Annotated in this window: 14 protein-coding genes and 2 rRNA genes; 11 read left to right on the top strand and 5 right to left on the bottom strand. The window is 66.9% G+C overall.

Annotation, left to right across the window (positions count from 1 at the left end; all coding sequences use genetic code 11):
* The first annotated feature begins 93 nt into the window (after window positions 1–93).
* The 4 genes from CAL29_RS10070 to CAL29_RS10055 all read left to right on the top strand — a co-directional run bounded on the left by CAL29_RS10070 (window position 94) and on the right by CAL29_RS10055 (window position 3,920).
* Window positions 94–429 (top strand): cupin domain-containing protein, encoded by a 336-nt coding sequence (locus CAL29_RS10070; RefSeq protein ID WP_094852919.1) that lies wholly within the window; start codon window positions 94–96, stop codon window positions 427–429.
* Window positions 426–1,484, top strand: coding sequence for a histone deacetylase family protein (locus tag CAL29_RS10065; RefSeq protein ID WP_094854000.1), 1,059 nt, complete (start codon window positions 426–428; stop codon window positions 1,482–1,484). The genes CAL29_RS10070 and CAL29_RS10065 overlap by 4 nt, the downstream gene beginning before the upstream one ends.
* Window position 1,485: 1 nt before the next feature.
* Window positions 1,486–2,421: a DMT family transporter gene (locus tag CAL29_RS10060; RefSeq protein ID WP_094852918.1), complete on the top strand. Its 936-nt coding sequence runs from the start codon at window positions 1,486–1,488 to the stop codon at window positions 2,419–2,421.
* Between the two features lie 131 nt (window positions 2,422–2,552).
* The gene (locus CAL29_RS10055; protein ID WP_094852917.1) at window positions 2,553–3,920 is read left to right on the top strand and encodes an aspartate aminotransferase family protein; all 1,368 of its coding nucleotides are present in this window, start codon (window positions 2,553–2,555) and stop codon (window positions 3,918–3,920) included.
* Between the two features lie 123 nt (window positions 3,921–4,043).
* Here CAL29_RS10055 and CAL29_RS10050 read toward each other — a convergent pair whose 3' ends face one another.
* Window positions 4,044–5,639 (bottom strand): helicase HerA-like C-terminal domain-containing protein, encoded by a 1,596-nt coding sequence (locus CAL29_RS10050; RefSeq protein WP_094852916.1) that lies wholly within the window; start codon window positions 5,637–5,639, stop codon window positions 4,044–4,046.
* A gap of 159 nt (window positions 5,640–5,798) precedes the next feature.
* Here CAL29_RS10050 and CAL29_RS10045 point away from each other — a divergent pair, with 159 nt between their 5' ends.
* The 7 genes from CAL29_RS10045 to CAL29_RS10015 all read left to right on the top strand — a co-directional run bounded on the left by CAL29_RS10045 (window position 5,799) and on the right by CAL29_RS10015 (window position 11,232).
* A complete protein-coding gene (locus tag CAL29_RS10045; protein ID WP_094852915.1) occupies window positions 5,799–6,530 on the top strand; it encodes a YebC/PmpR family DNA-binding transcriptional regulator in 732 nt (243 codons plus the stop codon).
* Window positions 6,531–6,641: 111 nt separating this feature from the next.
* A complete protein-coding gene (gene purD, locus CAL29_RS10040) occupies window positions 6,642–7,952 on the top strand; it encodes a phosphoribosylamine--glycine ligase (RefSeq protein WP_094852914.1) in 1,311 nt (436 codons plus the stop codon).
* A 43-nt stretch (window positions 7,953–7,995) separates the two neighbouring features.
* On the top strand, window positions 7,996–8,931 hold the full coding sequence (gene hemF, locus CAL29_RS10035; RefSeq protein WP_094852913.1) for an oxygen-dependent coproporphyrinogen oxidase: 936 nt from the start codon (window positions 7,996–7,998) through the stop codon (window positions 8,929–8,931).
* Window positions 8,928–9,518: a nicotinate (nicotinamide) nucleotide adenylyltransferase gene (gene nadD / locus CAL29_RS10030; protein WP_094852912.1), complete on the top strand. Its 591-nt coding sequence runs from the start codon at window positions 8,928–8,930 to the stop codon at window positions 9,516–9,518. The genes hemF and nadD overlap by 4 nt, the downstream gene beginning before the upstream one ends.
* A gap of 70 nt (window positions 9,519–9,588) precedes the next feature.
* Window positions 9,589–10,014, top strand: coding sequence for a ribosome silencing factor (gene rsfS, locus CAL29_RS10025; protein WP_094852911.1), 426 nt, complete (start codon window positions 9,589–9,591; stop codon window positions 10,012–10,014).
* A gap of 43 nt (window positions 10,015–10,057) precedes the next feature.
* Window positions 10,058–10,528, top strand: a complete 471-nt coding sequence (gene rlmH / locus CAL29_RS10020; RefSeq protein WP_094852910.1) for a 23S rRNA (pseudouridine(1915)-N(3))-methyltransferase RlmH — start codon at window positions 10,058–10,060, stop codon at window positions 10,526–10,528.
* 74 nt (window positions 10,529–10,602) lie between these two features.
* A complete protein-coding gene (locus tag CAL29_RS10015) occupies window positions 10,603–11,232 on the top strand; it encodes a Maf family protein (protein ID WP_256977330.1) in 630 nt (209 codons plus the stop codon).
* A gap of 104 nt (window positions 11,233–11,336) precedes the next feature.
* On the opposite strand, the gene CAL29_RS31985 is transcribed toward CAL29_RS10015, so the two are convergent.
* From CAL29_RS31985 to CAL29_RS09995, 4 genes are all read right to left on the bottom strand, one after another.
* A complete protein-coding gene (locus CAL29_RS31985) occupies window positions 11,337–13,154 on the bottom strand; it encodes an NEL-type E3 ubiquitin ligase domain-containing protein (protein WP_094852908.1) in 1,818 nt (605 codons plus the stop codon).
* A 1,097-nt stretch (window positions 13,155–14,251) separates the two neighbouring features.
* Window positions 14,252–15,580, bottom strand: coding sequence for a dicarboxylate/amino acid:cation symporter (locus tag CAL29_RS10005; RefSeq protein ID WP_094852907.1), 1,329 nt, complete (start codon window positions 15,578–15,580; stop codon window positions 14,252–14,254).
* Window positions 15,581–15,938: 358 nt separating this feature from the next.
* A 5S ribosomal RNA gene (gene rrf, locus CAL29_RS10000) occupies window positions 15,939–16,051 on the bottom strand.
* A 227-nt stretch (window positions 16,052–16,278) separates the two neighbouring features.
* Window positions 16,279–19,161: ribosomal RNA gene (locus CAL29_RS09995) — 23S ribosomal RNA — on the bottom strand.
* Window positions 19,162–19,201: the final 40 nt, after the last annotated feature.

Raw genomic sequence — 19,201 nt, 5'->3', positions numbered from 1 at the left:
CGCCGCGGCGGGGCCTGGCGCGGCGCCGGTCCCGCCGCCGCGCCGCCGTTATCGCGCCCCGAGCATTCCCCTTCGGTCTCCAGGAGACATACGATGCAACGCCCCGCCGCCGTTCCCACCGTCCAGATCGACAACGAACTCGTCAAGGTCACCGAATGGCGCTTTCCGCCCGGTGGCGAAACCGGCTGGCATCGCCATGGCATGCACTACGTGGTGGTGCCGCAGACCACCGGCGAGCTGCTGCTTGAAACGCCGCAGGGCGAGGTCCGCAGCCCCCTGACCACGGGCAAGTCCTATTACCGGCCGGTCGGCGTGGAGCACAACGTGATCAATCCGGGCGAGGCGGAATTCGTCTTCGTGGAGATCGAGCTGAAAGGCGCGGGCGGCGACGGCTGTTGCGCGCCCGCGCCATCGAAGGGGCAGCCATGAAGGCTTTCTTTTCCGCGGACCAGATCCTGCACGACCCGCAGCAGTTCATGCGGCTGGGCCGCATCAGCAAGCCCACCGACCTGCCGGCGCGCGCCGAAGCGCTGCTGGCGCAACTGCGGGCGCGCGGCATTCCCATCGACGAGCCGCCGGATTTCGGCCGCGCCCCGCTGGCGGGCGTGCACGCCGACGCCTACCTCGACTACCTGGAAAACGCCTGGGACGGGTGGCAGGCCTTGAAGAAACCGGGCGCCATCGAACCCGGCATCGAAGTGCTGCCCAATCTCTCGCCCTATTACAACGGCCGGGTCGAGGACGACGCGCGCGGCCCCTGCCCCTCGCCCTCCATCGTGGCGCAGACCGGCTATTACCTGAGCGACCTGTCCTGCCCCATCGGCCCCCATACCTGGCGTTCGGCGCTGCGCTCCACGCATAGCGCCGTGGCCGCCGCCGACCACGCGCGGGCCACGCAGGGCAGCGCCTACGCGCTGTGCCGCCCGTCGGGCCATCACGCGCACGCCGACCGGGCCGGCGGCTTCTGCTACTTGAACAGCAGCGCCGCGGCGGCGCAGCGCCTGCGGCTGAGCTACGACAAGGTGGCCGTGCTGGACGTGGACGCGCACCACGGCGACGGCACGCAGCACATCTTCTACCGCCGCGCCGACGTCATGACGCTGTCGCTGCATGCCGACCCCGCGCAGTACTACCCCTTCTACACCGGCTACGCGCACGAGCGCGGCTACGGCAGCGGCCACGGCTACAACCTGAACTACCCGCTGCCGCACGGCGCGGACGGCGCGGCCTTCCTCGCCGCGCTGGACGAGGCCCTGACCGCCCTGCGCGACTACCGGCCCCAGGCCCTGGTGCTGCCGCTGGGCTTCGACACCTACAAGGACGATCCCATCAGCGTGCTCAAGGTGGATATCGACGCCTACCGCCAACTGGGCGAGCGCATCGCCGGCCTGGGCCTGCCCACCGTGGTGGTGCAGGAAGGCGGCTACATGGTGGAAGCCATCGGCCCGGCCCTGGACGCCTTCCTGCAAGGCCTGGCGCCGTAGGATGAACACCACCGCCCACGCCGCGCCGACGCCGGCGGCCGCTTCCCAGCGCGCCGGTTGCCTGATCTTCGTGGCCGCGCTGGTGGCCTTCGCCACCTTCGACGCGGGCTCGAAGTACATGATCTCGCGTTATCCGCCCACCTTTCTCAACCTGATGCGCTACACGGCGGTCGCGCTGGTGGGCGCGCTCTGGCTGCTGCGCGCCTGGCGCGGCCGCGCGCGCGGCGCGCAGGCCGGCGCCCCTGTCCCGGCGCGGGCGGGCGCGGCCGGCCCGCGTCCCACCGGCCTGCTGGTGGTGCGCGGACTGCTGCTGTGCGCGGTGGCCACCTGCTACATGACCGCGCTGATCTGGATGCCTTTGTCCGAAGCCACCGCGATCTACTTCACCGCGCCGCTGATCATGGTGGCGCTCTCGCCCTGGCTGCTGCGCGAGCGCGTGCGCGCCCTGCAATGGCTGGCGGTGGCGGTGGGCTTCGGCGGCATGCTGCTGGTCGTGCGCCCGGGCGGCGACCTGCCCTGGATAGGCACGGCGCTGATGGCCGCGGCGGCGATCTGCTATGCCCTGTTCCAGTTGGCCACGCGGCGCCTGGCCGGGCAGACGCCGGGCTACGTGCAGTTCGCCTCGACCACGGCGATCTGCTGGGTGGGCGCGGCGCTGCCGGCGCCCTTCTTTCCGCTCGCGGCCACGCCGGGCGCCGGCGAGCTGCTGGCCCTGCTGGCGCTGGGCCTGTGCAGCGGCATCGCGCAGGTCCTGCTGATCGTCGCCTTCCAGCGGGTGGCGGCGTCCACGCTGGCGCCGCTGAACTACCTGCAGGTTCCCATGGCGGTTGCCTACAGCACCTTCCTGTTCAATCGGCCGCCCGACCTGGAGGCGGCCGCGGGCATCGTGCTGATCTGCGGCGCGGGATTGTTCCTGGCGTTGAACCGCCGCGCGTAGGGGCCAAGGGACCGCAACCCGCCGCCCGCTGACGGCCGCGCCGCTCCCATATATCATCCACCTATCGGCCGCGCATTCCCCCAACGCACTATCCGCCTGTACACCGCGGCCCCACAGCAGGAAACACGCTAATGTCCTCCCTCCAAGACAGCCACGGCATCGACGTCCGCAGCCATCTCCATCCCTACACCAATGCCATCAAGCACCGCAGCACCGGCCCGCGCGTCATCGAGCGCGGCCAGGGCATCTACGTCTACGACGACCAGGGCAAGCAATACATCGAAGGCATGGCCGGCCTGTGGAGCGTGGCCGTGGGCTTCGGCGAACAGCGCCTGGTCGAGGCCGCCACGCGGCAGATGAGCAAGCTGCCGTACTACCACACCTTCACGCACAAGTCCCACCTGCCCGCCATCGAGCTGGCCCAGCGCCTGGTCGACTACACGGAAGGCCGCATGGCGACGGCCTTCTTCACGAACTCCGGTTCGGAAGCCAACGACACCGTCGTCAAGTTCGTCTGGTACTACAACAACGCCCTGGGCCGTCCGCTGAAGAAGAAGATCATCGCCCGCCAGCGCGCCTACCACGGCGTGACGGTGGCCTCGGCCAGCCTCACCGGCCTGGCCGGCAACCACCGCGACTTCGACCTGCCCCTGCCGCAGATCAAGCACACCGCGTGTCCGCACCACTACCGCTATGCCAAGCCCGGCGAGTCGGAAGAGGATTTCGCCACCCGCCTGGCCAACGAACTGGAAGCGCTGATACTGCAGGAAGGCGCGGACACCGTGGCCGCCTTCATCGGCGAGCCGCTGATGGGCGCCGGCGGCGTCATCGCCCCGCCGCGCACCTATTGGCAGAAAATCCAGGCCGTGTGCCGCAAGCACGACATCCTGGTGATCGCCGACGAGGTCATCACCGGCTTCGGCCGCCTGGGCAAGCGCTTCGGCAGCGACGTGTACGGCATCGAGCCGGACATCATGGTGTTCTCCAAGCAGATCACCTCGTCCTACCAGCCGCTGGCCGCCGTGCTGCTGTCGCCCCAGATCAACGAAGTCATCGCCGAGAACAGCGGCAAGGTGGGGACACTGGGCCACGGCTACACGGCCAGCGGCCATCCGGTCGCCACGGCCGTGGCGCTGGAGAACCTCAAGATCATCGACGAGCGCGGGCTGATCGAGAACGCCGCCGAATGCGGCGCGCTGCTGCACGAGCAATTGCGCGCCCTGGCCGACCATCCGCTGGTCGGCGAAGTGCGCGGCGAGGGCCTGATCGCCGGCGTCGAGCTGGTGGCGGACAAGGCCACCAAGCGGCCGTTCGACCCGCTGGGCAAGGCCGGCGGCTATGCCTACGAGCAGGCCCACGAACACGGCCTGATCGTCCGCGGCATCCAGGACACCGTGGCCTTCTGCCCGCCGCTGATCATCACGCCCGACGAGGTGCGCGAAATGGTGACGCGCTTCAAGCGCACGCTGGACGACGTCACCCGCTACGTCGGGGCCTGAGCCCGAGCCCGAGCGGGCGACAATCGCCCGCGGCGGACCGGCCCTCGAAAAGCGATCGGCCGCTGGAAACAGCGGCCGATCGTCTTTTTGCGTCCATGCGCCGCCGTGAACGCCGCGCCCCGCTTACCGCCGGCGCGATCCCATCAGCGAGCCCAGCACGCCGCGCACGAGTTCGCGTGCGGCCTGGCGCAGGGCGGTCTTGGCCATGCTCTGCACCACGCCGTCGCGCTTGCCGCCGCGCGGGCCGGTGGAGCCGAACAGGACGTCGCTGACCTCCTTCATCAAGCCGCCGTCGCCCTGCGCCTGGCCCGGCTGGCCGGCCTGGCCGCCCGCCGGCGCGGTGCCGACCGGCGCGGAAGACGCCGGGCCCGCCGGCGCCGCCTGACCCGATGCGGAGCCCGCCCCCGGGGCCACCTCGTTGCCCAGGGTGCGCTGCGCCAGTACCTCGTAGGCGGAAACCCGGTCTATGGTCTGCTCGTACTTGCCCCGCAGCGGCGACGCGTCGCGCAGCGCCTGGCGCTCGGCCGCGGTGCAGGGGCCGATGCGGCTGGCCGGCGGCAGTATCCATGCGCGCTCGGTCATGCCCGGACGCCCCTTGACGTCCAGGAAGGACACCAGCGCCTCGCCCACGCCCAGGTCGGTGATCGCCGCCTCCAGGTCCAGCGCGGGATTCGGGCGCATGGTCTGCGCGGCCGTGCGCACCGCCTTCTGGTCGCGCGGCGTGAAGGCGCGCAGGGCGTGCTGCACGCGATTGCCCAACTGGCCCAGCACCGTGTCCGGGATGTCCAGCGGATTCTGGGTGACGAAGTACACGCCGACGCCCTTGGACCGCACCAGCCGCACTACCTGCTCGATCTTGTCCAGCAGCGCCTTGGGCGCGTCGGTGAACAGCAGATGGGCCTCGTCGAAAAAAAACACCAGCTTGGGCTGCTCCGGGTCGCCCACCTCCGGCAGCTTCTCGTACAGGTCGGCCAGCAGCCACAGCAGGAAAACGGCGTACAGGCGCGGCGACTGCATCAGCTTGTCGGCGGCCAGGATGTTGACCACGCCCCGCCCCTGCGCATCCGTGCGCATCAGGTCGGCGACGTCGAGCATGGGCTCGCCGAAGAACTTGTCCGCGCCCTGCGATTCCAGCGTCAGCAGGCCGCGCTGGATGGCGCCCACGGAGGCCGCCGAGACGTTGCCGTAGCGGGTCTTCAGTTCGCCGGCGCGGTCGGCCACGTTCTGCAGCATGGCGCGCAGGTCCTTCAGGTCCAGCAGCAACTGGCCTTCGTCGTCGGCCACCCGGAACACCAGGGACAGCACCCCTTCCTGGGTGTCGTTCAGCTCCAGCATGCGGGCCAGCAGCAGCGGCCCCATGTCGGAAATGGTGGCGCGCACGGGCTGGCCCTGCTCCCCGAACACGTCCCACAGGACCACGGGGCTGCCGCCCCAGGCCGGCGCGGGCACGCCCAGCGACGCCAGCCGCTCCATCAGCTTGGGCGCGGGCGTGCCGGGCTGCGCGATGCCGGTCAGGTCGCCCTTGATGTCCGCCATGAACACGGGGGTGCCGATGCGCGAGAACTGCTCGGCCAGCACCTGCAGGGTGACGGTCTTGCCGGTGCCGGTCGCCCCGGTGATGCAGCCATGGCGGTTGGCCAGGGCCGGCAGCAGCGCCAGTTCGGCGGCGCCGTTCTTGGCGATCGGCAGCGGGGGGACGGGAACGACGGGGTCGGACATGGGTAAAACTCCGGGATTGGACGGTTGCGGCAAGTGTAGAGCGAGCCGCCGCCGCTGTGTACGTCCGCCGGCGCTGCGCCCGCGCAACACTGCCGCCGGGACGGCGCGCCCGGCGGCACGGTAAAATAGCCGTTTTGCTCAAATCACAATCGGAAAGCCATGGCCGGACACAGTAAATGGGCCAATATCCAGCACCGCAAGGGTCGCCAAGACGCCAAACGCGGCAAGCTGTGGACCAAGATCATTCGTGAAATCACCGTCGCCGCACGGGCCGGCGGCCCCGATCCGGACAGCAACCCCCGGCTGCGCCTGGCCTGGGACAAGGCCACCGACGCCAACATGCCCAAGGACAATGTCCAGCGCGCCATCCAGCGCGGCGCCGGCGGCGCCGACGGCGCCAACTACGACGAAGTCCGCTACGAGGGCTACGGCATCGGCGGCGCGGCGGTCATCGTCGACTGCATGACCGACAACCGCACCCGCACCGTCGCCGACGTGCGCCACGCCTTCGCCAAGAACGGCGGCAACCTGGGCCAGGAGGGCTCGGTGGCCTTCATGTTCAAGCACTGCGGCCAGTTCATCTTCGCCCCCGGCACGCCCGAGGACAAGGTCATGGAAGCCGCGCTGGAAGCCGGCGCCGAGGACGTCGTCACGGACGAGGAAGGCGTGATCGAGGTCATCACCGCCCCGGCCGACTACGCCGCCGTGCGCCAGGCCTTCGACGCCGCCGGCCTGAAGGCCGAAGTGGACGGCATCGTCATGAAGGCGCTGAACGAAACCGAACTGGCCGGCGAGGACGCCGTCCGGATGCAGAAACTGCTGGACGCGCTGGAAGCGCTGGACGACGTACAGGATGTCTATACGACGGCCGTACTCGACGAGGCGCAATAACGCCCTTCCATCCCCATCCGCCCGCCTTCCCCCCGGACGGCGGGCACCGGTCGCGGCGCCCGGCGGCGCGGCGGCCGCACCCAGAATCTTCCAGACGCAGAACCTCCCATCATGAAACTCCTGGTAATCGGCTCGGGCGGCCGCGAACATGCCCTCGCCTGGCGCCTCGCGCAATCCCCGCGCGTGCACAAGGTCTACGTGGCGCCCGGCAACGGCGGCACGCAAGGCGGCAGCCTTGAGAACGTCGCCCTGACCAGCGCCGACGAACTGGCCGATTTCGTCCAGCGCGAAGGCGTGGCCCTGACCGTCGTCGGCCCCGAGGCGCCGCTGGCGGCCGGCGTGGTCGACACCTTCCGCGCCCGCGGCCTGAAGATCTTCGGCCCCACCAAGGCCGCCGCGCAGTTGGAAAGCTCCAAGGACTACGCCAAGGCCTTCATGGTGCGGCACAACATCCCCACGGCCCGCTACGAAACCTTCACCGATCCCGCCGCCGCGCACGCCTATATCGACCGCGAGGGCGCGCCCATCGTGATCAAGGCCGACGGCCTGGCCGCCGGCAAGGGCGTGGTGGTCGCCGCCACCCTGGAAGAGGCCCACGCCGCCGTCGACGCCATGCTGGGCGACGGCTCCCTGGGCGCCGCCGGCGCGCGCGTGGTCATCGAGGAATGCCTGCTGGGCGAGGAAGCCAGCTTCATCGTCATGGTCGACGGCCGCCACGTGCTGGCGCTGGCCACCAGCCAGGACCACAAGCGCCTGCGCGACGGCGACGAAGGCCCCAACACCGGCGGCATGGGCGCCTATTCCCCGGCCCCGGTGGTCACCCCGGAAATGCATCACCGCATCATGCGCGAAGTGATCCTGCCCACCGTGCAGGGCATGCAGCGCGACGGCATCCCCTACACCGGCTTCCTCTACGCCGGCCTCATGATCGCGCCGGGCGAGGATCCCGACCGTCCGATCAAGGTGCTGGAGTTCAACTGCCGCATGGGCGACCCGGAAACCCAGCCCATCATGATGCGCGTGAAAAGCGACATGCTGGACGTGTTCGAGCACGCCGTGGCGGGCACCCTGGACCAGGCCGACATCGTGTGGGACCGCCGCACCGCCCTGGGCGTGGTGCTGGCCGCGCACAACTACCCCGGCACGCCGCGCACCGGCGACGTCATCTCCGGCCTGCCCGAGGGCGCCGCCGACTGCATGGTCTTCCATGCCGCCACCCAGCGCGACGGCGCCACCGTCAAGACCTCGGGCGGCCGCGTGCTGTGCGTGACGGCGCTGGGCGACTCGGTGCGCATGGCGCGCGAGCGCGTCTATGAAACCGTGAACCGCGTGGTGTTCGACGGCCGCCAGTACCGCGGCGACATCGGCTGGCGCGCGCTCAAGCGCGCCCCGGCCGCGGCCAAGCCCAAGGCGGGGTCGTGAGCCGGAACGGCCCGGCACGGACTCGGCCATGAATGCAGGCGCCATGAACCCCGCCCCCGCCTCCCGCTTGCCGGAGGCGCTGCCGATCGGCGCGGCGCGCGACTATTTCACCAGCCTGCAGGACCGCATCGTCGCGGCGCTGGAGCAGGCCGACGGCGCCGCCTTCCGCAGCGATCCCTGGCAGCGCCCGGAAGGCGGCGGCGGGCGTTCGCGCCTGCTGGAAGGCGGCCAGTTGCTGGAACGGGCGGGCGTCCTGTTCAGCCACGTGCACGGCGCCGCCCTGCCGCCCTCGGCCAGCGCCCGCCGGCCCGAGCTGGCGGGACGCCCGTGGCAGGCCATGGGGGTGTCGCTGGTGCTGCACCCGCGCAACCCCTACGTGCCGACCGTCCACATGAACGTGCGCCTGTTCGTGGCGCCGGCCCGCCACAGCGGCGAGTCCGACGTGTTCTGGTTCGGCGGCGGCATGGACCTGACGCCCTATTACCCCTACGAGGAAGACGCGCGGCATTTCCACCGGACCTGCCGCGACGCGCTGGCGCCTCACGGCGCGGACTACTACCCCCGCTACAAGAAGTGGTGCGACGAGTATTTCTTCCTCAAGCACCGCGGCGAAACGCGCGGCGTCGGCGGCATCTTCTTCGACGACCTGGATGAGGGCGGCTTCGACGCGGCCTTCGCCCTGGTGCGCGGCGTCGGCGACGCCTTCCTGCCCGCCTACATGCCCATCGTGGCCCTGCGCCGCGACCAGGCCTACGGCGAACGCGAGCGCGACTTCCAGGCCTACCGGCGCGGCCGCTACGTGGAATTCAACCTGGTCTACGACCGCGGCACGCTGTTCGGCCTGCAGTCCGGCGGCCGCACCGAATCCATCCTGCTGTCCATGCCGCCGCTGGCCCAGTGGCGCTACGACTGGCAGCCGGAAGCCGGCACGCCGGAAGCGGTATTGGCCGGCTACCTGAAGCCGCGGGAGTGGTTTTGAAGAAGATCGGCCTGCTCGGCGGCAGCTTCGATCCGGTGCACCTGGCGCACCTGGCGCTGGCGCGCAGCGCGCTCGACGGCCTGCGCCTGGACCAGGTGCAGTTGCTGCCCGCGGGCCAGCCCTGGCAGCGCGCGCCCCTGCGGGCCAGCCCGGCGCAGCGCTGCGAGATGATCCGCCTGGCGATCGGCGGTATGCCGGGCCTGGCCCTGAACACCATGGAGGTCGAGCGCGACGGCCCCACCTATACGGTGGACACCCTGCGCGCCCTGCCCCCGGGCGCCGCCTACGTGTGGCTGCTGGGCGCCGATCAACTGGCCAATTTCTGCACCTGGCACGCCTGGGAGGACATCGTCGCCCTGGCGGACCTGGCGGTCGCCACCCGGCCGGGCAGCTCGCTGACGCCGCCGCCGGCCCTGGCCGCCGAGCTCGAACGCCTGGGCCGCCGCCTGCAACCGTTGCCTTTTTCCGACATGCCCGTGTCGGCGTCGGAAATCCGGCGCAGACTGGCGCAGGACCTGCCGGTCGACGATCTGCTGCCGCCCGCGGTCGCCGAGTACATCCGCACCCACCATCTCTATCACGACTGAGCCCGCCGGCGCCCGAACTTCCGGCAGCACAATACCGGCGCGCCGCGCGCCGGAGGTTATATTTGCGACTATGGACATACAAAAACTGCAACGCGCCGTCATCGACGCCCTCGAGGACGTCAAGGCGCAAGACATCAAGGTCTTCAACACCACCCACCTGACCAGCCTGTTCGACCGCGTCATCATTGCCAGCGCGACCTCGAACCGGCAGACGCGCGCCCTGGCGGCCAGCGTCAGCGAACGCGCCCGCGAGTTCCTCAAGCTGAAGCCGACCATCGAGGGCGAGGACACGGGCGAATGGGTGGTCGTGGACCTGGGCGACATCGTCGTGCACATCATGCAGCCCGCCATCCGCCAGTACTACAACCTGGAGGAAATCTGGGGCGGCAAGCCGGTGCGCGTCAAGCTGCTGCCGCAATCGACGTCGCCGGCGCTCTCCGGCAACATGATGGGCACGGTGAGCGGCGCCACCTACGACGACGGCGACGAATTCTGAACCGTCCCCGCCGTCTCCTTTCCCCCACTGACGCCGATACGCCGTGAAACTGATCGTCGCCGCCGTCGGCAACCGCATGCCGGCCTGGGTCGAAACGGCCTGGGACGACTATGCGCGGCGCCTGCCGCCCGATTGCGCGCTGGAATTGCGCGAGATCAAGCCGGAGCCCCGCACCAGCGGCAAGACGCCGGCCCAGATGATGGCGGCCGAAGCGCGCCGCATCGAGGCGGCCCTGCCGCCGCAGGCCCTGCGCATCGCCCTGGACGAGCATGGCCGCGACCTGACCACCATGGCGCTGTCGCGCACCCTGGAGCAGTGGCGCGCCGGGGGCCGCGACGTGGCCTTCCTGGTCGGCGGCCCGGACGGCCTGGACGCGGCCCTGAAGACCTCCTGCGCCTCGCAGATCCGGCTGTCGTCCCTGACCCTGCCCCATCCCATGGTGCGGGTGGTGCTGGCCGAGCAGTTGTACCGGGCCTGGGCCATCCTCAGCAATCATCCTTACCACCGCGCCTGATCGCGGCGGCGCGCGCCTTCATCGCGCCTGATCCGTCGCAGCGCGCCTAGTTCTTCATGCCATCCGGACCGACCGTGACGAAGCCCCATGCCGAATCCGCGCGAGACGCGCCCCGTATCTACCTGGCCTCGGCGAGCCCGCGCCGCCGCGAACTGCTGACCCAGATCGGCGTGGCCCATCGCGTCCTGGCGGTGCCCGCGCCGCCGGGAGAAGACGAGCCGCGCCATGCCGGCGAGGCGGCGGAAATCTACGTGCGCCGCACCGCCCGCGAAAAAGCCGAACGGGGCGTGCGCTACCTGCGCGACCAGGCCCTGCCCGCCCTGCCGCTGCTGGCGGCGGACACCACGGTCATCCTGGACGGCGACGTGCTGGGCAAGCCCGCCGACCGCGCCGACGCCATCGACATCCTGCGGCGCCTGTCCGGCCGCGCGCATCAGGTGCACACCGCCGTGGTGGTGGCCGCCGCCGGCGCGCTGCACGAAGCGGTATCGGTCACCGAAGTCCGCCTGCGTGCGCTCAGCCAACAGGACATCGAACGCTATTGCGACAGCGGCGAACCCTTCGGCAAGGCCGGCGCCTATGGCATCCAGGGATTGGCGGGGGTTTTCGTCGCGCATATCGCCGGCAGCTACACCGGGGTGATGGGACTGCCGGTATTCGAGACGGCCGAACTGCTGGGCCGTGCCGGCATCGCGCTGCCCTGATTTTCCGGCGGGGTCGTGTTTCGGAGGCCTGCGAAGGTCCCGGACGCTCCCAAGTCCTCGACGTCCCGGAGCACTGAAGTCCGGCGAATCTCCGGGACGCGGCGCTACACGCGGCGCCAGCCTGTCGCGGATGCGGATGCGAGCGTAGGCGCCAGCGGTGATGCGCCGTTCCGCGCGCCGGCATCGAAGGGCAACCTGATGGGCGCGCCGTTCGCCGACGCGCTTTCCAGCAGGTCCATGGTCACCGGCAGCAACAGCGCCAACTGCATGCGCCGCGCCACCGCCGGGCCGGCGTCCTTGCGCGCATCGTCGCGGACCGCGCCGTCGGCGCCGGCCAGCGCCAGGGCCCGCATCGCGGCGTCGAGCTCCGCCTCGTAGGCCGTCTCCAGCGCCTCGTAGCGCCGCGCGTCGGCGCGGGCGTATGCCTCGGCCGCCTGGCGCTTGAGCAGGCCGGTCCATGGCGGATAGTCGAGCACCAGGAAGGCCGGGAATTCCTGCTCGCCGCGCCGCTGCACCTCGGCCATCGCCATCGACCTGACGCGCGGCCCGTCTACCTGGCTGGAGTCCAACGTCATGCGTTCCGGCGCGAGCGCCCACAAGTCCAGCGCATCCGGGCCGCACACCAGGCACAGGACCGCCAGATGGATCTCCAGTTCGTCCAGCACGAAATCGCGGTCGGTGCGGATATCGATCCGATGCTCGAGCTCGTCGAGCTGGCCCAGCGCGTCGGGCGCCGCCATGAGGTCGACGCTCAGCAGTTCGCCGTCCGGCAGGTAATCGAAGCCGTCTATCGCGTCGTCGCCGACGCGGCTGGAAGCGCGCGAGCGTCCCCCTTGTCCAGCCTGCCCTGCCTGCCCGGCTTGCCGGACCACGGCCTCGACGGAATGGCGCCTGATCTCATGCACCAGTTGCGCGGCGACGTCGCTCAGCACCCCGAGGGTGTAGACCTGTCTCGCGATGTCGAGCACCCGGGGGATATTCCCGTCCAGCAGGCCTTCGTCGATGTCGCTGTTCAGGCGATGGATCGCCAGGCGATTGTAGGCCAGCACCACCCGGTCGGAGCAGGTTTCATTCGCCTCGCGACAGGCGCCCAGCGTGGTCTCCCGCAGCGCCGGGCGAAACGCGAGATCGACCAGCCAGTCGCGTATGCCGTTGCGGAAATGTTCGTGTTTCCGGTAGGCGGGAACCTGCGTCAGGCGCTGCAGGAAGGAATGGAAGGCCGTCGCTTCGCGGGCGGGGATGGCGTCCCCGGCCAAGGCAGGGTTGTCGCCCCCTGGGGTGTCGTCCCATGCACCGGCGCCGGGCGCCGCGAACAGTTCGCGGCATATCGCGTCCCACCGCTCGGCCGCCTCCCGATAGCGCGGGGCATTCCGGGGGCGAGGACAACAATAAAGACCGCAGCAGATCGCGCAGCAGGATCTCGGTGCGCGTCGAAGCCGGCGTCGGCACGGCCCCCAGGTCGATGGCCAAATAACGGTTCCGCCGCAAGGCCTCCGGCACCTCCAGATGCGCGGTCGCCGCCGACCGCAGGAACAGGCCGCGCAAGCCGGCGGGAAGTTCGTCCATGCTCGCGGGCAGCGATTCCAGCGGGTTGCCCGCGGCGTACAGGAACACCAGCCCCGCCGGCAGATTCGCCGGAATCCCGCGAAAGCGATTGCCGGAGATATCCAGCGAACGAACCCCGCCGCCGAGCCGCGGCAGCGTATCCAGGTTCGTCTCCCTGAGCGACAGCGTGACGAGACGGTCCAACGCGCACAGCTTGTCCAGGAAAACGGCCGGCGCGCGTCCCAGATCGCAGTAGGACAGGTCCAGCTCGGCCAGGTCCGCCGGCAACATGGCGGCCTCGAACCGCATCCCGCGCGGGTTGCGCAGTTCCAGCGTCCGTAGCGAGCGCGGCATGTTGCGCCAATCGCCGAGGGCATTTCCGGACAGGTTCAGGCAGCGGATGCCCGGCGGAATGGGCGGAATGCTGTCCAGCCCGAGATAGCTGAGGTCCAGCGACATGCGGATGGGCAGCGCTTCGGGCCGGGCCTTGTCCAGCGTGGTCAGCAGGTCCCTGAACAGCCCAAGGTCCAGTCCGCCATAGCAACGCATTTCGACCAGGCTGCCGCGCATCTGCGCGATGGCGCGTTCGCGGGCCTCGCGCCGGTCCCCGGGCGGGGCGCTCGCCAGCCAGTGGCGCCAGGCCTGTTCGAGCTGGGGATCGATGGCGCGCAGGGGATGATCCAGGGCCAGCGACGCGTGATAGGGCTCGCCGGACGACAAGCGCGTCGCGTCCTTGTACAAGCCGGCCAGTGTCTTGAGCGCATCCGGCAGCGCGGCGCTCGCCAGGTAGTCCAGGTCCACGAGCCAGCCCATTCCGCCGGCCGCGCCCATCGGGACGCCCGGCATGCCGGCGTGGCCGCCGCCTTCGCGCCAGACGATATCCGGCGTCCTTCCCTGCGCCTGCGCCCAGGTCGCGTAGGCCCGCAGCAGCGTGCGCCCGTTGGGATCATCCGAGACGCGTTTCAATGCCGCGTGCATGCGCTCGTACTGGACCGTGGGCAGCGAACCGGGCAGCCACGGGGCCAACACCGGATCGGTGCACAGGATGGGAGGCGGCGACGCGCCGTCGGAGGCGATGCCCCAGACGACGCCGCTGCCGGACAAGGAAGGCACAGGCATACCGGATCTCCGCGCAATGAAAGAGTGACGGCGATCGGTTACCTGAAATCCATATTCGTTCCCACTTCTTAACATTCGCCGTGCGGCGAGGCCTGTATGCCAGCGTCCCCGCCAGCGTCCCTGCCTGCATCCCGCGCCGCTGCCCGCTTGCCCTGCCCCTGCCTGCGGCTCATGCGCAAACCTGCGTCCCGCCTTGGCCGGGCGCGTCCCTCAAACGCGGAAAGGACCGCGTCTCCAAAAGAATCGCCCCCGGAAAGCCGGATTCAAGTCCGGTTTTCCGGGGGCGTTCCACAAGCACGGCCCGCTTTGCCCCTGGCCGGGCGGCGCCAATGTCCGCCCGGCCAGGAACAAGACGTCAATGCGAGCTGGTGGCGGAGGCCGTGACGGTCGCGGGCACGGGATCGCCATTGAGGGCGGCGTGCAGCGCGGGCTCGTCCAACTCGCCTTCCCAACGCGCCACGACCACGGTGGCGCAGGCGTTGCCGACCAGGTTGGTCAGCGCGCGGCATTCCGACATGAAGCGGTCCACGCCGAGAATCAGCGCCATGCCGGCGACCGGCAGATCGGGAATCACGGTCAGCGTGGCGGCCAGCGTGATGAAGCCGGAGCCCGTCACGCCCGCCGCGCCCTTGGAACTCACCATCGCCACCAGCAGCAGCAGGATCTGCTGCGACCAGGTCAGGTGGATATCGCAGGCCTGCGCGATGAACATCGCGGCCATCGTCATGTAGATGTTGGTGCCGTCGAGGTTGAAGGAATAACCCGTGGGCACGACCAGGCCGACCACCGACTTGGGCGAGCCGGCGCGCTCCAACTTCTGCATCAGGGAAGGCAGGGCGGCTTCCGACGAGCTGGTGCCCAGCACCAGCAGCAGCTCTTCGCGGATATAGCGCACCAGCTTGACGATGGAGAAGCCGTTGTAGCGCGCGACCCCGCCCAGCACGACCAGCACGAACAGGATGGAGGTGGCGTAGAAGGTGCCGACGAGGGCCGCCAGGTTGATCACCGACTTGATGCCATAGGCGCCGATGGTGAAGGCCATGGCCCCGAACGCGCCGATGGGCGCCGCGCGCATCAGGATGGCGACCATCTTGAAGACGGGGATGCTCAGGGACGTCAGCAGGTTGTAGATGGGACGGCCGCGCTCGCCCACCAGGGCCAGCGCCACGCCGAACAGCACGGAGACGAACAGCACCTGCAGGATGTCGCCGGTCACGAAGGGGCCGGCCAGCGAACTGGGGATGATGTTCATCAGGAAGCCGGTGACGGTCGAATCGTGCGCCTTGGTCACGTAGCCGGCCACCTTCTTGCCGTCCAGCGTGGCGGGGTCGATGTGCATGCCCACGCCCGGCTGCGCCACGTGGCTGACCAGGATGCCGACGATCAGCGCGATGGTGGAGAAGGTCAGGAAATAGATGAAGGCCTTGCCGGCGACGCGGCCCACGCGCTTGAGGTCGCTCATGCCGGCGATGCCGGTCACCACCGTCAGGAAGATCACCGGCGCGATGATGAGCTTCACCAGCTTGATGAAGCCGTCGCCCAGCGGCCGCATGGCCTCGCCCAATTCAGGTTTGTAATGGCCCAGCAGGATGCCGATGACGATGGCGATGATTACTTGCACATAGAGAATCTGGTACCACTTGTGCGGCTTGCCCGGGACTTCGATGTTGTCTGCGTCTATCATTTAATAATCCGTGATGTCGGTGGTGCATTTTCCGCCAAGGGTGCGGGGGAAAATCCACGTCTTGAGTTACTAGCCCTCTTATCCATAGCGCTATAGAGGCGGCTCGGCCGTTATGGTAGTCCAACTGACAGGAAGATGTCGGCGCGGCCGGCGGAAACATCGAAGGTTTCATTACGCTGGGGGCTTGTTGATGGCCCGAGAAGACAAAAGGCCCGCCTGGATGACCAGGCGGGCCTTTGCATGAGGGCTTGTTTGTTCGTGTGCGCGTCAACCGAGCACAGCTATTTTCCGTGCGCATAAACCGAGCGCATAAAAACAAACCCCCGCTGGATCACCAGCGGGGGTTTGCACAATAAGAGCCTGACGATGACCTACTTTCACAGACGTCCGTCCACTATCATCGGCGCAAAGGCGTTTCACTGTCCTGTTCGGGATGGGAAGGAGTGGGACCACCTCGCTATGGTCGTCAGGCGTAAGGGGTTGCACGTCGTGAACCGGTTCGTAAACCAGCCACGCCGCGCCAATCTGGGAAGAAGCTTACAACAGTATGTTCGTAGATTCAGGCGATGGGTTGCAATCGCTTTGCACACGCGATGCCACGTCACGATGATTTCATCGTGTCGAATCGTTGGGGTTGTTGGTGTCCGCCGGCACGAGGTCCACTCACTCGCGCCACACGGACCAACCATCAGGGTTATAGGATCAAGCCTCACGGGCAATTAGTATCGGTTAGCTTAACGCATTACTGCGCTTCCACACCCGACCTATCAACGTCCTGGTCTTGAACGACCCTTCAGGGGGCTCGAGGCCCCGGGATACCTAATCTTCAGACGAGTTTCCCGCTTAGATGCCTTCAGCGGTTATCTCTTCCGTACATAGCTACCCGGCAATGCCATTGGCATGACAACCGGTACACCAGAGGTACGTCCACTCCGGTCCTCTCGTACTAGGAGCAGGCTCCGTCAAGTATCCAACGCCCACGGCAGATAGGGACCAAACTGTCTCACGACGTTTTAAACCCAGCTCACGTACCTCTTTAAATGGCGAACAGCCATACCCTTGGGACCGGCTACAGCCCCAGGATGAGATGAGCCGACATCGAGGTGCCAAACACCGCCGTCGATATGAACTCTTGGGCGGTATCAGCCTGTTATCCCCAGAGTACCTTTTATCCGTTGAGCGATGGCCCTTCCATTCAGAACCACCGGATCACTATGTCCTGCTTTCGCACCTGTTCGACTTGTCAGTCTCACAGTCAAGCACGCTTATGCCATTGCACTATCAGCACGATTTCCGACCGTACCTAGCGTACCTTCGAACTCCTCCGTTACGCTTTGGGAGGAGACCGCCCCAGTCAAACTGCCCACCATGCACTGTCCCCAACCCGGATCACGGGCCAAGGTTAGAACCGCAAACAGACCAGGGTGGTATTTCAAGGTCGGCTCCACCGAATCTAGCGACTCGGTTTCAGCGCCTCCCACCTATCCTACACAGGCCGGTTCACAGTCCAATGCAAAGCTACAGTAAAGGTTCATGGGGTCTTTCCGTCTAGCCGCGGGTAGATTGCATCATCACAAACACTTCAACTTCGCTGAGTCTCGGGAGGAGACAGTGTGGCCATCGTTACGCCATTCGTGCAGGTCGGAACTTACCCGACAAGGAATTTCGCTACCTTAGGACCGTTATAGTTACGGCCGCCGTTTACCGGGGCTTCGATCAAGAGCTTGCACCCCATCACTTAACCTTCCGGCACCGGGCAGGCGTCACACCCTATACGTCGACTTTCGTCTTTGCAGAGTGCTGTGTTTTTAATAAACAGTCGCAGCCACCGATTCTCTGCGACCCCATCATGCTCAGCGCGCAGGCGCCTCACACTACCGGGGCATACCTTCTCCCGAAGTTACGGTATCAATTTGCCGAGTTCCTTCTCCCGAGTTCTCTCAAGCGCCTTGGAATATTCATCCCGTCCACCTGTGTCGGTTTGCGGTACGGTCTCGTACAGCTGAAGCTTAGAGGCTTTTCTTGGAACCACTTCCAATCACTTCGCGAAACATGTTCGCTCGCGCCACACCCTTGAGTCATGCGCCCGGATTTGCCTAAGCGCCCTCTCTAATGCAGCAACAGGGACATCCAACACCCTGATGATCTTCCGCGATCCGTCCCCCCATCGCACTGTACGACGGTGCTGGAATATTAACCAGCTTCCCATCAGCTACGCATCTCTGCCTCGCCTTAGGGGCCGACTCACCCTGCGCCGATGAACGTTGCGCAGGAAACCTTGGACTTACGGCGAGGGGGCTTTTCACCCCCTTTATCGCTACTCATGTCAGCATTCGCACTTCTGATACCTCCAGCAGCCTTTACAAGCCACCTTCACAGGCTTACAGAACGCTCTCCTACCGCGTGCACCTAAGTGCACACCCGCAGCTTCGGTTTATCGCTTAGCCCCGTTACATCTTCCGCGCAGGACGACTCGATCAGTGAGCTATTACGCTTTCTTTAAAGGATGGCTGCTTCTAAGCCAACCTCCTGACTGTCTATGCCTTCCCACTTCGTTTCCCACTTAGCGATAATTGGGGACCTTAGCTGGCGGTCTGGGTTGTTTCCCTCTTGAGTCCGGACGTTAGCACCCGGTGCTCTGTCTCCCAAGCTGGACTTGCGGGTATTCGGAGTTTGCCATGGTTTGGTAAGTCGCCATGACCCCCTAGCCATAACAGTGCTCTACCCCCCGCAGTCATACTTGAGGCACTACCTAAATAGTTTTCGGAGAGAACCAGCTATTTCCAGATTTGTTTAGCCTTTCACCCCTATCCACAGCTCATCCCCTAGTTTTTCAACACTAGTGGGTTCGGTCCTCCAGCACGTGTTACCGTGCCTTCAACCTGGCCATGGATAGATCATCTGGTTTCGGGTCTACACCCAGCGACTGAATCGCCCTATTCGGACTCGCTTTCGCTACGCCTTCCCTATTCGGTTAAGCTCGCCACTGAATGTAAGTCGCTGACCCATTATACAAAAGGTACGCAGTCACCCCACAAGGAGGCTCCTACTGTTTGTATGCATACGGTTTCAGGATCTATTTCACTCCCCTTCCGGGGTTCTTTTCGCCTTTCCCTCACGGTACTGGTTCACTATCGGTCGATCACGAGTATTTAGCCTTGGAGGATGGTCCCCCCATCTTCAAACAGGATTTCACGTGTCCCGCCCTACTTTTCTCACGCTTAGTTCCACACCCAGAATTTCGTCTACAGGGCTATCACCTGCTACGGCCGGCCTTTCCATACCGTTCGACTATCCTGCGTGCTAAAACGTGAAGGCTCTTCCGATTTCGCTCGCCACTACTTTCGGAATCTCGGTTGATTTCTTTTCCTCGAGCTACTGAGATGTTTCAGTTCACCCGGTTCGCCTCCATGACCTATGTATTCAGTCATGGATACCGTCTCGCGACGGTGGGTTTCCCCATTCGGACATCTGCGGATCAAAGCTTGTTTGCCAGCTCCCCGCAGCTTTTCGCAGGCTACAACGTCCTTCATCGCCTGTGATCGCCAAGGCATCCACCATATGCACTTAGTCGCTTGATCCTATAACGCTAATGGCTATACAACCAAACAACCACCTTCA

Source organism: Bordetella genomosp. 10 (assembly GCF_002261225.1).
Classification (GTDB): domain Bacteria; phylum Pseudomonadota; class Gammaproteobacteria; order Burkholderiales; family Burkholderiaceae_B; genus Bordetella_C.
Note: the sequence above shows the minus strand (reverse complement) of the source record. Positions and strands in the feature narration are given on the sequence as shown.

What these genes read in the sequence shown, in the direction of transcription:
- CAL29_RS10070 (WP_094852919.1), top strand. Translation starts at nt 94, where the DNA reads ATGCAACGCCCCGCCGCCGTTCCCACCGTCCAGATCGACAACGAACTC.
- CAL29_RS10065 (WP_094854000.1), top strand. Translation starts at nt 426, where the DNA reads ATGAAGGCTTTCTTTTCCGCGGACCAGATCCTGCACGACCCGCAGCAG.
- CAL29_RS10060 (WP_094852918.1), top strand. Translation starts at nt 1,486, where the DNA reads ATGAACACCACCGCCCACGCCGCGCCGACGCCGGCGGCCGCTTCCCAG.
- CAL29_RS10055 (WP_094852917.1), top strand. Translation starts at nt 2,553, where the DNA reads ATGTCCTCCCTCCAAGACAGCCACGGCATCGACGTCCGCAGCCATCTC.
- CAL29_RS10050 (WP_094852916.1), bottom strand. Translation starts at nt 5,639, where the DNA reads ATGTCCGACCCCGTCGTTCCCGTCCCCCCGCTGCCGATCGCCAAGAAC.
- CAL29_RS10045 (WP_094852915.1), top strand. Translation starts at nt 5,799, where the DNA reads ATGGCCGGACACAGTAAATGGGCCAATATCCAGCACCGCAAGGGTCGC.
- purD (WP_094852914.1), top strand. Translation starts at nt 6,642, where the DNA reads ATGAAACTCCTGGTAATCGGCTCGGGCGGCCGCGAACATGCCCTCGCC.
- hemF (WP_094852913.1), top strand. Translation starts at nt 7,996, where the DNA reads ATGAACCCCGCCCCCGCCTCCCGCTTGCCGGAGGCGCTGCCGATCGGC.
- rsfS (WP_094852911.1), top strand. Translation starts at nt 9,589, where the DNA reads ATGGACATACAAAAACTGCAACGCGCCGTCATCGACGCCCTCGAGGAC.
- CAL29_RS31985 (WP_094852908.1), bottom strand. Translation starts at nt 13,154, where the DNA reads ATGCCCTCGGCGATTGGCGCAACATGCCGCGCTCGCTACGGACGCTGG.
- CAL29_RS10005 (WP_094852907.1), bottom strand. Translation starts at nt 15,580, where the DNA reads ATGATAGACGCAGACAACATCGAAGTCCCGGGCAAGCCGCACAAGTGG.